We start from the raw sequence: 13454 nt of genomic DNA, 5'->3' as shown, positions 1-13454 counted from the left end.
ATTGAAGTCCACTGACTGACTCCAGATTTTCGCCGGCGCACAGTCAAGCCTCTCAGGGACGGGTGCAAGAACCGCATGGCCGATGCCAGTGGCCAGCGTATCAGTGGCTGGCTGGGCGAGAGCGCGTTGTTCTTCGACCACTACAGTCCGTGGGATTGGGCGGGCTTTGCTTGCCTGCGCGAGACAACCTGTCATAGCGAACAACTGGCCTGCCACTTCCAGGCCCTGGAATTGCTCAGCAAGGCACAACAAGCCGACTACGACTTGCTGGTGCACAAGGCCAACAATGGCCCGATCAAGACCCGACTGCGCCAGATCATCCAGGGCAGCGCCGATTCCATCGCGGTCAGCCCGTTGCTGACGCCAAAGCGAATTCGCGCCGCGCTGGATTATCCCCATCATGCCCAAGCCATCTCACAGTTGATTGTTCATTACGAAAGCGAGTGGTTCTGGAACCCCGCCAAATGGAATGAGCTGGATCACTTGCTGCAGCATAGTGACAGCGAGCCCAATAATCGGTGGATGGAGGAGAAAAAGCGGATTCAGAAACTGTCCTGGTGGACCGAACTGGCGGGAAAACACGGGATCAATCCGAGCGGCAAAGCCTGGTACTTCCATCCCATAGGTTTATTGGCAAACTTTGTTGCCATCGAAGATGAAAACGACCTCAAGTGGCTCACAGTGGAGCTCAGCACCCCGTCAAACTGGCCAAATGTACCCAGTGACCGTTTCAACAGGCGCATAAACCACCTAAATAAACTCAGGTAACCCCATGAAAAAAAGCAATCATTTCATTACTCATTTTCGCCACTACCAGAAGCAACGCAGCCAACGAGAAAGCAAACTACAACACTATATATGAGGCTCACTCAAGAAGAATCGGCGACGTCGTAGCGCGTTATATCAAAACTCATGACGCCCCGTGCCTGACCATAGAAGTATTAGATCCGGATAAAAAGTGGATTATTTTATCCCGAAAGAAAATATGCTCTATAAATGGAAAATCCTTTATAGATCAGGTCACCTATTCCGATTTCGAAAAAATAACCTTTTCGGACAAAGGAATAACCAGCAGCCTGCTCGTATTTCCCCTTTTACCCGCCGCACGAGAAAGGTACGACTGCCTGATCCCAATCAAAGGTTCAAAAATAGGAGCACTCGCCTGCTCCGAGCCGACATACGAGTACGATTGAACCTGCGCCGACATCAACAAATTTTCCGCGAAAATACCAAATGCTCAGGCCTATCCACATCCCAAAGCAGACCCGGGTCTTCGACAGGCGCCTCTCGTACTCTACCGCCCGCGAACAGGAGCCTGGCTCCGCGATCCCCCGACAACCCCATCAAGGCCGGCCCAAACAAGCGTCCGAACCCCACCGGATGCCCATACTCGCCTTCAAAGACCGGCACACAGATAGCGTCGTCTTCAATCCCCGCCATCACCCGCGTAACCGTCTCCGCCAGGATAAACGGCATATCCCCCAGCAGCACCAGCCACCCGGCCCGATCGGCCGTCGCCGCCACTGCGGCGGCAAGGCTGTCGCCCATGCCCGTCGACTCGATCAGCAGCACCCGACAGCCATACACCTGCGCCAGATGAATGACCTCCAGGCGATCCGCTGTTGTCACCAGCAACCGGGCTCCAAGCCCCTGCGGCAAACTCAGCAGCACATGCTCCAACACAGCCCGCTCGACACCATCACGCCCCACACAGCTCGCCAGCAACTTGTCCTGATCAGCCCCCGCCGCCTGTCGAAAGCGACTGCCCCGCCCCGCCGCCAGGACAAGGGCCGCAACCGACTCACGCACGGGTCGCCAACTCCGGTTTTTTCTGGCGTAATTCGACACCGTTCTTGATCGCCACGACTTCCGCCAGCAAGGACAAGGCAATTTCCGCCGGGGTATGGCTGCCGATGTGCAGGCCAATCGGGCCATGCAGACGGGCAATGGCCTCCGCACTCAGGCCCAACGCCGCCAGGTTTTCCCGGCGTTTCTGGCTGTTGACCCGCGAGCCCAAGGCACCGATGTAGAACGCCCGGGAATTCAAGGCCGTGAGCAACGCCATGTCATCCAGTCGCGGGTCATGGGTCAGGGCGACGATGGCCGTACGCTCGTCGGTCTGGATATTCAGCACCGCCTCGTCAGGCATGCCCGGTACAAAGCGTCCGTGCTGCTCTTCCCAGCCGTAGACAAACTCCTTGCGGGGATCGCAGATCAAGACTTCGAAATCCAGCAAGCGGGCCATTTCCGCCACATAGCGCGACAACTGCCCGGCACCGATCAACAGCAAACGCCAGCGCGGACCGTAGATCGCCCGCAAGCGCTCCCCGTCAAAACTCAGGGTGTCGCTCTTGCCCGCGTCGCTCAAGGTCACTTCGCCGGTCGCCAGGTCCAGCTCCCGGGCGACAATCTCATGGGCCTCGCAGCGCGCCAGCAACTGCTCGACCCAACCCGGATCGCCGACCCGCTCCTCGGTCAGGCGCAAGGTCCCGCCACAGGGCAGGCCAAAACGCGCCGCCTCGTCGCGGCTCACGCCATAGCTCACCAGTTGCACCGGCGGCCCGTCCTCCGGTAGGCGCCCATCCTGCAAACGCTGGATCAGGTCGTCCTCGATGCAGCCTCCGGACACCGAGCCGATCACCACGCCGTCCTCGCGCAAGGCCAGCATCGCCCCCGGCGGCCGTGGCGCGCTGCCCCAGGTCTGGACCACGCTGTACAGCAGCACCCGCTGCCCCGCGCGGCGCCATTGCAGGACGCTGCGCAGGACATTCAGATCAACACTGTCCATCAGGCTTTCACCTGGTTCCAGCCTTGCAACTGGTAACGTACCGGCAGGTTGCGGATACGCTTGCCGGTGGCGGCAAAGATCGCGTTGCACAACGCCGGCGCAATCGGCGGCACGCCCGGCTCACCGACGCCGCCCAATGGCACCTCGCCCGGCGGCGTGACCAGATGCACCGCCACTTCCTTCGGCGCCAGGGACATGCGCGCCACTTCGTACATATGGAAATTGTCCTGCTGCACCTTGCCCTCCTTGAAGCTGATCTCGCCCAGCACGGCGTTGCCCAGGCCCATGACGCAGGCCCCTTCGAACTGCGAGCGGATCCGCTCCGGGTTGATCTGCGGACCACAGTCCACGGCGATATCGGCCTTGAGCACGATCAGGCTGCCATCGTCCTTGACCTCGACCTCGATCACCGCCGCCACATAGGTGACAAAGCTGTAATGCACCGCCAACCCCAGGCCGCGCCCCGCGGGCAGCTTGCGGCCCCAGCCGGCGGCCTTGGTCGCGGTTTCCAGGACCGCGCGCATACGTCCGGTATCGATGGGATAACGCTCAGGGGACTCACCGTAGTTCCACTGCTCGCTCAGGGTGCGCGGATCGATCTGGCGATCCGGCGCCAGCAGCTGGAGTTGATAGGCCAGTGGATCCTGGCCGGCTTTATGGGCCAGTTCGTCGACAAAACTCTGGATGGCGAAACCATGGGGGATGTTCGACACCGAACGGTACCAGCCCACCCGCGTATGCACCTTGGCCTGCGGATTTTCCAGGCGCACATTGGGAATGTTGTAGGCCATGTTGGTAAAGCCCATGCCCAGCTCGAAGGCACCCTCGTTGTTCATGTTGGGCGCGAACAGTGCCGTGATACTCGGTGCCACGGTACGGTGCAGCCAACCGGACGGCGTACCGTCCTTGTTAAGGCTGGCCCGCAGGTATTCCGCCGACACGGTATGGAAATAGGAGTAGTGGATGTCGTCCTCGCGGGTCCACTGCACGCGCACGGCCTTGCCCGGCATTTCCTTGGCAAGGATGGCCGCCTCGATGATGTAGTCCGGTTTGGACTTGCGCCCGAAACCGCCGCCGAGCAGAGTCACGTTGACCGTCACCTGGTCGAAGCCGATCCCCAGGCGCTCGGCAATCCGCTCGCGGGTGACCTGGGGCGCCTGGGTTGGCGCCCAGGCTTCGCAATGGCCGTCGTCGAAACGGGCGATGGCGACCATTGGTTCCATCGGCGACTGGGCCAGATGCGGCAGGTAATACCCGGCTTCGAACTGACTGTCGGCGCGCTTCAGGGCCTCTTCGACATTGCCGGTATCGCGCACCACCTTGCCGGGCTGGCGCGCCGACGCTTCCAGTTCCTGGCGGTAGGCCACGGAGTCATAACTGGCGTTGACACCGTCATCCCAGATAATCGTCAGCGCATCGCGGCCCTTGATCGCCGCCCAGGTGTTGCTGGCGATCACCGCCACCCCGCCCAGCGGCTGGAATTCGGAAGGCAACGGGCGACTTTCGATTTCCACGACCTTGAGTACGCCCGGGACTTTCAGCGCCACGGCGGCATCGAAGGACTTGACCTTGCCCCCGTACACCGGCGGCCGTGCCACGGTGGCGTAGAGCGTGCCCTCGAAATGCACATCGGCACCATACAAGGCCCGGCCATTGACGATATCCGCCCCGTCGATGGCCCGGTTCGACTCCTTGCCGATATAGCGGAATTCCGACGCTTGCTTGAGCTTCAGGCTGTCGCGGGCCGGAACGGCCAACGCGGCGGCAGCCGCCGCCAGGGCCCCATACCCGAGCTCACGGCCGCTCGGGCTGTGGATAACCTTGTGCAACTGCGCCCGGCATTCCGCCAGCGGCACTTTCCATTGCGCGGCCGCCGCCTGTTCGAGCATGCTCCGGGCCGCCGCGCCGCAACGCCGCATCGGCTCGTACCAATGGCGCATGCTGCGTGAACCGTCGGTGTCCTGGTTGCCGAAACGCACTTCGTCGCCCGGCGCTTGCCTGACCTTGACCAGGGCCCAATCGGCCTCGAGCTCGTCGGCCACCACCATGCTCAGGCTGGTGCGCACGCCCTGGCCCATTTCGGAGCGGTTGCAGATCACCGTCACGCTACCATCGGCCTCGATACTCACATAGACCTTGGGATCATCGACCCAGCCATTGGGCATATGGTCGGCGCCATATTTCTGCTCGCCTTCGGCAAAGGCCTCGGGCAAGCCCCAGCTCGCCGCCAGCACCAGCGCACCGGTGGCGCCGACGCCCTTGAGAAAGCCGCGCCGACTGAGATTGCTCAGGACGAAATCGTTCAGGGACGTATTCATGCCTTGGCCTCCTGCAGATGGGCAGCAGCCTGGTGAATGGCCGTCTTGATACGGTTATAGGTCCCGCACCGACAGATATTCCCGACCATCGCCTCTTCGATCTGGGCATCACTGGGCTTGGGGTTGACCTTGAGCAAGGCCGTCGCCGACATGATCTGCCCGCCCTGGCAGAAACCGCACTGGGCGACACCGCCGTCCAACCAGGCTTGCTGTACCGCCTGGCCGACCGGATCGCTGTGCAGGTTGTCGATGGTGCTGATGCTCTGTCCCACCACGGAGCCGACGGGAGTAATGCAGGAACGCGCCGGCAGGCCGTCGATGTGCACGGTACAGGCTCCGCACAGGCCCATGCCGCAGCCGAATTTGGTCCCGGTATAACCCGCCACGTCGCGGATCGCCCAGAGCAGCGGCATATCCTCGGTGACGTCCAGTGGATGGTCTTGACCGTTGAGTTTCAGGGTAATCATGGGCACGCCCGCATAGTTCAGGGTTATGGGGTCGAGCCATCCGCCGTTGAGTGCCACGGTTCGACACGGGGCGGATCGACTCAGGCTAATGGGCTCTCTCATGAAGCGAACGCTTCATCGGGCCTTTCTTGGGATCTGTTTTTACGCCGTTGGCCGGCGAAGGGAAAGCCGTATTCGGAAAAAAGCCTGGTGTACGCTGGATCGCTCTGAATCGGGCCTGTCCGTGATAACGGCGGTGAATGCCGCGTCGCTATCGCCGGCAAGCCGGTTCCTACAGGGTTTCGCGTACGACGACAGAGTGCGGCGAAACTCCGAGCGATGGCGATAGTGGATATGACTCCACTATCGCTAAGAGCATAGCCTCAGTAGAGATTTGGTTCCATTTCCAGCTCAACGGAAAAGCGTTGCAAGATGTCAGCCTGGATCCGCCGCGCCAACGCCAGCAATTGCAGGCCGCTCGCCGCGCCATAGTTGACCAGCACCAGCGACTGCAAGCGATGCACCCCGGCGTCTTGGTCGCGAAAGCCCTTCCAGCCTGCCGCCTCGATCAGCCAACCCGCCGCCAGTTTCACTTGGCCGTCGGCCTGTGGATAACTCACCAGGCCAGGATGCAGCGACTTCAGCTCAGCCGCCAACGCCGCCGAAACCAGCGGGTTCTTGAAAAAACTGCCGGCATTGCCCAACACCGCCGGGTCCGGGAGCTTTTCGCTGCGAATGCTGCAAATGGCGCGGCTCACATCCAGCGCGGTCGGCTGGCTGACGCCCTGCTCGGCCAGGCGCGTGGCCACCGGGCCATAACCCAGGTGCAGGTGCTCGACACGGCTCAAGGCAAAGCGCACCCGCAGGATCAACCAGCGCCCGGCGGCATGTTTGAACAGGCTGTCGCGATAACCGAACCGGCACTCTTGCAGGGAGAACTCGCGTAGCTCGCCGGTCTCACGGTCCAGTGCGGTCAGGCCGGCGAACACATCCTTGATCTCGACCCCGTAGGCGCCAATGTTCTGCATCGGCGCGGCGCCGACGGTGCCGGGAATCAGGCTGAGGTTTTCCAGACCACTCCAGCCCTGGGCCAGGGTCGACAGCACAAAGGGATGCCAGGGTTCGCCGGCCTCCGCCTCGATCACGACATTGACGCCATCATCCTCCAGCAGCCGAACCCCCCGGGTGCCCATGCGCAACACCAGGGCCTGGATATCGGCGGTCAGCAACAGGTTGCTGCCGCCGCCGATTACCAGCAACGGCAGTCGATGCCGCGCCGCATAGGCCAGGGCCTCGCGGACATCGGCATCGCTGTGGGCCTCGGCGAACCACTGCGCACGGACATCGACGCCAAAACTGTTATAGGGTTTGAGGGACACCCCGGCTTGCACTTGCAGGGTCATAGACGCCCCTTGAGTTCGATCACCAGCCGATCGCAGGCCAGCTCGATCAGGTCCAGCACCTGCTCGAAACCATGTTCTTCGTCGTAGTACGGATCCGGCACTTCCTCCACCGCGCCGTCATAACGGCGCAGGAACAGGTCCAGTTCGGCCTTGCCCTGGGCTGGCCGGAGCAACTTGAGGTTACGCAGGTTGCTCTGGTCCATGGCCAGGATCAGGTCGTAGCGGTTGAAATCCGCCGCGTCGACCTGCCGCGCGCGCTGGGCCGACAGATCATAGCCGCGCATCCGCGCCGCTCGCTGGCTGCGGCTGTCCGGCGACTTGCCGACATGCCAGGGACCGGTGCCGGCGGAAGCCACCTCGATCCGTTCGGCCAAGCCGGCCTCACGCAACTTGTGCCGCAAGACACCTTCGGCCGTGGGCGAACGACAGATATTGCCCAGGCAGACAAACAGAACCCGCATCAGGCCTCCAACAACCGACGAACACGATCAAGGTCTTGCGCCGTATCGACGCCGGTCGGTGGCGCCTCCAAGGCATCGGCGACGTGAATCCGCACGCCGTGCCACAACGCCCGCAGTTGCTCCAGGCGTTCGGTGGTTTCCAGCCAGCACGGGCCCCAGCTGACAAAGTCATGCAGGAAGCCGGCACGATAGGCGTAGATGCCAATATGCCGACGGAACGGTACGCCTGACGGCATCTGCTCGCGACTGATGGCAAAATCATCCCGCGCCCAGGGCAAGGTCGCGCGACTGAAGGTCAACGCCAGGCCATTGATATCGCTGACCACCTTGACCACGTTCGGATTGAACAAGGTTTCCAGGTCATGGATCGGCTCGGCCAGGGTGGCCATGCGCGCTTCACTGTGGGCCGCGAGGTTGGCCGCGACCTGGTCGATCACCACCGGCGGAATCAACGGCTCGTCGCCCTGGACGTTGACGACGATGTCGTCCGCCGCCAGGCCCAGCAAAGCGGCCACCTCGGCCAGGCGATCGGTGCCGGATTCGTGATCTTCGCGGGTCAGCAGCGCTTCGGCGCCAAAGGCCCGGCAGGCCTCGACGATACGCGCATCATCGGTGGCCACCACCACCCGCTGGGCGCTGCTTTTGCACGCCTGTTCCCAGGTGTGCTGGATCATCGGCTTGCCGGCGATCAACTGCAGCGGCTTGGCCGGCAGGCGGGTGGAGGAAAAGCGCGCCGGAATGACAACGACGAACGGGGTGGTCATTTGTCCAGGCGCTCGTCGGTGCTCAGGGTCCGGGCTTCGCTTTCCAGCATCACCGGGATGCCGTCGCGGATCGGATAGGCCAGGCCGGCGCCCTTGCTGATCAGCTCGGTCTTGTCGGCGCTGAGCTTGAGGGGACCCTTGCAGATCGGGCAAGCGAGGATGTCGAGCAGTTTGGTGTCCATGAAGGTTCCCTGGATAAAAACGGGTTTAGGGCAAGAGACGGTCGGGCAACAGCCGTAGCAACTGGGTGTCGAACCAGGCCGTGAAGGCCTCGGACGGCAACGCGTCCACCGCCAGGTACCACCAGTCGGGCGCCGCGAAGGCCCGGCATTTCACCGCATCCTTTTCGGTCATCACCAGCGGCAGCGTCGGTTCGAAGCGCAAGGCCCCGGCGCTGTACTCGGCATGGTCGGCAAAGGCATGGGGTACAGGCTGCCAGTGTAGCGTTTCGAGGGTATTGAAGAAACGTTGCGGGTTGCCGATACCGGCGACCGCATGCACGGCCTGCCCGCGGGGAAAATGATCGACCGGCTTGCGCTCGCCGGTCAGCAGGTTGACCAGCGCCGTCGGTTGCAGGCGAAAGGCGAAGCCGTTGTCACGGTCCTCGCTGGCGCCGTTGTAGAGCACCCCATCGACACTTTGCAGGCGTTCAATCGGTTCACGCAGCGGACCGGCGGGCAGGCAACGGCCATTGCCCAGGCCGCGGACGGCGTCGATCAGTACCAACTCCAGGTCGCGGGCCAGGCGGTAGTGCTGCAGGCCATCGTCGGACAGGATCAGGTCGAGTTTTTCCGTCGCCAGCAGGGCCTGGACCGCTCGACTGCGGTCCGGATCGATCATCAGCGGCACGCCATTGCGCTGGACGATCAGCAACGGCTCGTCACCGACCAGCGCCGCCGCCTGGTCGGCTCGCACCCGCCAGGGTAACTGCGGCGGCTTGGCGCCGTAGCCCCGACTGACCACGCCGACCCGCAGGCCACGCTGCCGACAATGCTCGATCAGCCAGAGAATCATCGGTGTCTTGCCAGTGCCGCCGACGGTGATATTGCCCACCACGATCAAGGGTACGGGAGGTTGGTAGATCGCGCCTTCGCCCGCGACGAAACGCGCACGCCTGCCATCGACCACCCGACGATACAGCCACTCCAGCGGGCGCAGCAGGGCCAACGCCGGATGACCGTCGTACCAGGCGGCGAGCAGGCGCTCGGAGAAGCTCATCAGGGTGCCGGCGCCGCTTCGACAGTGGTCATGCGCAGATGGCTGAAACCCAGCTTGCCGGCCGCATCCATCGCGGTGATCACGGCCTGGTGCTGGGTCTTGCCATCGGCGCTGATCGACAGCGGCAGGCTGGTATCGCCGCCGGACTCTCTCTGCACCGCGTCCATCAGGCTGGCCAGGTCATTGGTCGGCAGGCGCTGGTTGTTCACCGTGTAGACGCCATCGGCACTGATGGCGATATCCAGTTGCTTGGGAATATGGTCTTCGGCCGGCGAACCGCTGACCGCCTGCGGCAGATCGACCCGCAACTCGGTCTGGCGGGTAAAGGTGGTGGTGGTGACGAAAAACAGCAGCAGGACGAACACCACGTCGATCAACGACGTCACGTTGATATCCACGGGCTCCAGGGGCTTGCGGCGGAATTTCACGCTTTACCCTCGGGCATGTCGACGTCGCGGTCGCCCTGCACCACCTCGACCAGCTTGATCGCTTCCTGCTCCATGCCCACCACCAGCTCATCGACCCGGCGCAACAGGAAGCGATGGAAGAACACCGCCGGAATCCCGACCATCAGGCCCGAAGCCGTGGTGACCAGCGCCTTGGAAATCCCTCCGGCGAGCACCGATGCATTGGTGGTCATGCCGGTACTCATGAACGAACTGAAGATGTCGATCATGCCCAGCACCGTGCCCAGCAAGCCGAGCAAGGGCGCCATGGCGGCAATGGTGCCGAGGGCGCTGAGGTAGCGCTCCAGCTCGTGGATGACCCGGGCGGCGGCTTCCTGGATACACTCTTTCATGATCTCGCGACCATGCTTGGAGTTCGCCAGACCCGCGGCGAGGATCTCGCCCAGGGGGGAATCGGCGCGCAGTTGCTTGAGTTTTTCCTTGTCCAGTTGCTTGTCCTTGATCCAGCGCCAGACCTGCCCGAGCAGATGTTCCGGGGTCACGCGGCTGGCCCGCAGCGTCCACAGGCGCTCGGCGACAATGCCCGTGGCAGCGATGGAGCTCAAAATGATCGGCAGCATCATCCAACCGCCGGACTTGACCAATTCCCACACAGTGACAGTCCCCTCGAAAAAGTGCGCCACTCTAACATAGGGGTTGCACGGGCCGAAGATCGTGATGTCGCAACCCGGAGCACTTTAATAACCCAGGGTTATTGGAAAAGCCCAAGCTATTGCCGCCAGAAACGCCGCTCGGCTTGCAGGGCCCGCGGTTCGTCGAAGCGTCCCAGCAACAGGCGCAACGCGCCCTGTTCCGCGCTGTCGAAGATCGCCATGTCCAAGGCTTTGTAACGCGCAATGACCTGCGGGTGCGGATGACCGAAGGCATTGCCCCGCCCACGGGAAATCAACACGCCACGGGGCGACAGGCGTTGCAGGAAAACCAGCGACGACGAACTGCGGCTACCGTGATGGGGAGCCTGCAGCCAGTCGCTGGCCAGCGCCAGCGGACTGTCAAGGAAGGCCCGCTCGGTCGCGACATCGATATCGCCGGTCAGCAGCAGGCGCTCGCCATTGGCCTCGATCTGCAGGACGCAGGAGGATTGATTGCTGTCCCGGGCCTGGGGCCAGCGCCACAAGGCAAAACGTACGCCATCCCACTGCCACTGCCGGCCACTGACACAGGGCTGGGCCCGCAACGCCGCGGGCAGGCCCGCGGGGTCTCCGCCGAGCACTTCGCCCACCGGCAAGCCGCGCCGCACGGCCAGGGCACCGCCGGCGTGATCGGCATCCGCATGGCTGAGCAGCAGCGTATCGAGTTGCCGCACCCCCAGCTTGCGCAAGGACGGCAACACCACCCGTTCGCCCTGGTCGAACTCGCCGAAGCGCGGGCCGGCGTCATACAACAGGCTGTGCTGGCGGGTTCGGACCAGGATCGCCAGGCCCTGGCCGACATCCAGTTGCCAGATCTCGGCCTCGCCCGGCGCCACCTGCGCTGAAGGCGCCAACACCGCCAACGCCGCCAACGGCCAACCCAAGGGCCGCAGGGGGATACCGGCGGGCAGCAGCAACAGCAGGACACCCAGGCCACTCAGCGCCCAGGCCCAGAATGGAACGACCGCCGGCACCCAGGCCGGGACTTGCGCGGCCAGCCATTCAAGCCCCTGGAACAAGTAACCCAACAGTCCGCCGGCCAGCCACAGCAACCCCTCCCCCAGCCACGGCAGCGGCAACAGCAGTGTGCCGAGCAAGGTCAAGGGCAATACCAGCAGGCCGATCAAGGGCACGGCGACCCAGTTGGCCAGTGGCGCGCTGAGACTGACCGGCAGGCCCAGTACCAGCAGTGCGGGAAACAAGCCGAGGGCGATCACCCATTGCGCACGGGTCCAGCCCTGCCAGAAACTCCAGGCGCCCAGGCGTCCGCTGAAGGTGAAGATCAGCACCGCCACGGCGGCAAAGGACAACCAGAATCCCACCTGCAAACTCACCAGCGGGTCGAATAACAGCACCAGGTTCAAGGCCGCCAGCAACGGCGCCAGCGTCCCCAGGTGGCGGTAACGCAAACGCCACAGCAGCAGCATGGCGAGCATCACGCAGGCCCGGCGCACCGGCACGCCGAAACCGGCCAGCAACGCGTAACCCAGCGCCGCGGCGAACGCCAGGCCGCACGCCCAGGGCAGCCAGGGCCAACGACCCGGCCACAGGCCATAACGTGCCAACCCGGCGATCAAGGCGTAGGCCAGCCCCGCGCACAGCCCGATATGCTGGCCGGAAATCACCAGCAGATGCAGGGTGCCGGTGTCCTGCAGCACGCGCCAGGTCTGTGCCGACAGCCCCGAGCCGTCACCCAGCACCAGCGCCACCAGGGTTGCCGACTGCCCCTGGCTATCGACTTGCAGCAAACGCCGCCTGAGCGTATCGCGCCAGCCGCCGCTGGCAGGGAGCAGCAACTGCCCGTCCTTGATCGTGCCAGTGGCGCCGATGCCGCGAGCGAGCAGCCAGGCTTCATAATCGAACCCGGCGGGATTGAGCAAGCCCTGCCCGCGTTTGAGCTGCACCGCCAGGCGCCAGCGCTCGCCACTGCGCAGATCCGGGCCGCCGAACCAGGACAGCCGCAAACGCGCCGGCAACCGCGCCCGACGCGAAGTCGCGTCGGCCAGTTCGAAGCGCACCACCTGTTCGTCAGCTTGCGGCAAACCGACCACCCGGCCTTCCACCCACAACGTCCGACCGTCCAGCGCTGGTGCCAGCCGATCATCCAGCGCCCGTTGCGCCTGGAAACAGGCCCAGGTGCAGCCGAACAGAAACAACGCCAGGGGATAAACGCGAAACGGCAACAGCATCAAACCGAGCACTGGCAACACCAGCAGCAGCCCGCCGGGCGGCAGTTGCGGCAGGAAACGCAAGGCCAGAAGCCCTGCAGCCAGCGCCAACATCCCTGTGCGCATAAAACCCTCCTTGAACCCATTCAGTTCTCGGAATAGCCGGGTTACGCGGACGGTGCTTTATTTACTGTCACAAAGTCTGAATCGGCCGCCCGTAAAATCCGGGCATACTGCCTGCCTGAATCGCCAGAGAAGCCTTATGCCGCGTCGCTTATTCAAACGCTACATGCCGGACCCGACCCGCATCAGGGAACATAAACACTTACGTTTTTTCGGTCCCCTGCTCCACGATCCGAACCTCTGGCACCTCAATAGGCACTCAGTGGCGCGGGCCATGGCGGTGGGCCTGTTTGCAGCCTTGATGCCGATGCCCCTGCAGATGCTGCTGGCGGCGTTCCTGGCGATCCTCGTGCGCGGTAATCTGCCGATTGCCGTCAGCCTGGTGTGGCTGACCAACCCGCTGACGATCCCACCGATCTTCTATTGTGCCTACCAGCTCGGCGCCTGGCTGCTGCACGTGCCGCCCCGCGGCCTGCCGGACGAACTCAGCTGGGAATGGATCAGCGCGCAGCTGTCGACACTCTGGCAACCGCTGTTGCTGGGTTCGCTGGTATTGGGAGTGGCGCTGGGCGCCCTGGGCTATTACCTGACCATGAGCTACTGGCGCTGGTGGGTGGCCAGGCAGTGGAAACGGCGCCTGGAACGACGCCGCCATCCATGAGAGTC

General features: G+C 63.5%; 14 protein-coding genes. 2 read left to right on the top strand and 12 right to left on the bottom strand.

The genetic code is table 11. From position 1 onward, the window contains the following. Positions 1–75 precede the first annotated feature (75 nt). Entirely contained in the window at positions 76–768 is a 693-nt protein-coding gene (locus M5B96_RS12555) for a hypothetical protein (RefSeq protein WP_248796996.1), read from the top strand. A 438-nt stretch (positions 769–1206) separates the two neighbouring features. Here M5B96_RS12555 and M5B96_RS12550 read toward each other — a convergent pair whose 3' ends face one another. From M5B96_RS12550 to M5B96_RS12495, 12 genes are all read right to left on the bottom strand, one after another. Further along, entirely contained in the window at positions 1207–1809 is a 603-nt protein-coding gene (locus M5B96_RS12550; protein WP_248796995.1) for an NTP transferase domain-containing protein, read from the bottom strand. Then, positions 1802–2788, bottom strand: coding sequence for an XdhC family protein (locus M5B96_RS12545; RefSeq protein WP_248796994.1), 987 nt, complete (start codon positions 2786–2788; stop codon positions 1802–1804). Before M5B96_RS12545 ends, M5B96_RS12550 begins: the two co-directional genes overlap by 8 nt. Continuing rightward, positions 2788–5106 (bottom strand): xanthine dehydrogenase family protein molybdopterin-binding subunit, encoded by a 2319-nt coding sequence (locus M5B96_RS12540; protein ID WP_248796993.1) that lies wholly within the window; start codon positions 5104–5106, stop codon positions 2788–2790. The genes M5B96_RS12545 and M5B96_RS12540 overlap by 1 nt, the downstream gene beginning before the upstream one ends. Beyond that, positions 5103–5573 carry a (2Fe-2S)-binding protein gene (locus M5B96_RS12535; protein ID WP_248796992.1) on the bottom strand — a complete coding sequence of 157 codons (471 nt, stop codon included), beginning with the start codon at positions 5571–5573 and terminating at the stop codon, positions 5103–5105. Before M5B96_RS12535 ends, M5B96_RS12540 begins: the two co-directional genes overlap by 4 nt. Positions 5574–5935: 362 nt before the next feature. After that, positions 5936–6955, bottom strand: coding sequence for a UDP-N-acetylmuramate dehydrogenase (gene murB, locus M5B96_RS12530; protein ID WP_248796991.1), 1020 nt, complete (start codon positions 6953–6955; stop codon positions 5936–5938). Next, a complete protein-coding gene (locus M5B96_RS12525) occupies positions 6952–7416 on the bottom strand; it encodes a low molecular weight protein-tyrosine-phosphatase (protein WP_248796990.1) in 465 nt (154 codons plus the stop codon). Before M5B96_RS12525 ends, murB begins: the two co-directional genes overlap by 4 nt. Then, the gene (gene kdsB / locus M5B96_RS12520) at positions 7416–8180 is read right to left on the bottom strand and encodes a 3-deoxy-manno-octulosonate cytidylyltransferase (RefSeq protein ID WP_248796989.1); all 765 of its coding nucleotides are present in this window, start codon (positions 8178–8180) and stop codon (positions 7416–7418) included. Before kdsB ends, M5B96_RS12525 begins: the two co-directional genes overlap by 1 nt. Next, positions 8177–8362 (bottom strand): Trm112 family protein, encoded by a 186-nt coding sequence (locus M5B96_RS12515; RefSeq protein ID WP_007931663.1) that lies wholly within the window; start codon positions 8360–8362, stop codon positions 8177–8179. The genes kdsB and M5B96_RS12515 overlap by 4 nt, the downstream gene beginning before the upstream one ends. A gap of 25 nt (positions 8363–8387) precedes the next feature. Continuing rightward, entirely contained in the window at positions 8388–9398 is a 1011-nt protein-coding gene (lpxK, locus tag M5B96_RS12510; RefSeq protein WP_248796988.1) for a tetraacyldisaccharide 4'-kinase, read from the bottom strand. Next, a complete protein-coding gene (locus M5B96_RS12505) occupies positions 9398–9826 on the bottom strand; it encodes an ExbD/TolR family protein (protein ID WP_248796987.1) in 429 nt (142 codons plus the stop codon). The genes lpxK and M5B96_RS12505 overlap by 1 nt, the downstream gene beginning before the upstream one ends. Continuing rightward, positions 9823–10458 (bottom strand): MotA/TolQ/ExbB proton channel family protein, encoded by a 636-nt coding sequence (locus M5B96_RS12500; protein WP_248796986.1) that lies wholly within the window; start codon positions 10456–10458, stop codon positions 9823–9825. The genes M5B96_RS12505 and M5B96_RS12500 overlap by 4 nt, the downstream gene beginning before the upstream one ends. A 116-nt stretch (positions 10459–10574) precedes the next feature. Further along, on the bottom strand, positions 10575–12791 hold the full coding sequence (locus M5B96_RS12495; protein WP_248796985.1) for a DNA internalization-related competence protein ComEC/Rec2: 2217 nt from the start codon (positions 12789–12791) through the stop codon (positions 10575–10577). A gap of 136 nt (positions 12792–12927) precedes the next feature. Between M5B96_RS12495 and M5B96_RS12490 the strand changes: the two genes are divergently transcribed. Then, positions 12928–13449 (top strand): DUF2062 domain-containing protein, encoded by a 522-nt coding sequence (locus M5B96_RS12490; protein WP_248796984.1) that lies wholly within the window; start codon positions 12928–12930, stop codon positions 13447–13449. Positions 13450–13454: the final 5 nt, after the last annotated feature.

Source organism: Pseudomonas sp. MWU13-2105 (assembly GCF_023242315.1).
In the GTDB taxonomy this organism is placed as follows: domain Bacteria; phylum Pseudomonadota; class Gammaproteobacteria; order Pseudomonadales; family Pseudomonadaceae; genus Aquipseudomonas.
The sequence above is the reverse complement of the archived record's forward strand: the minus strand, read 5'-3'. Positions and strand labels throughout refer to the sequence as shown.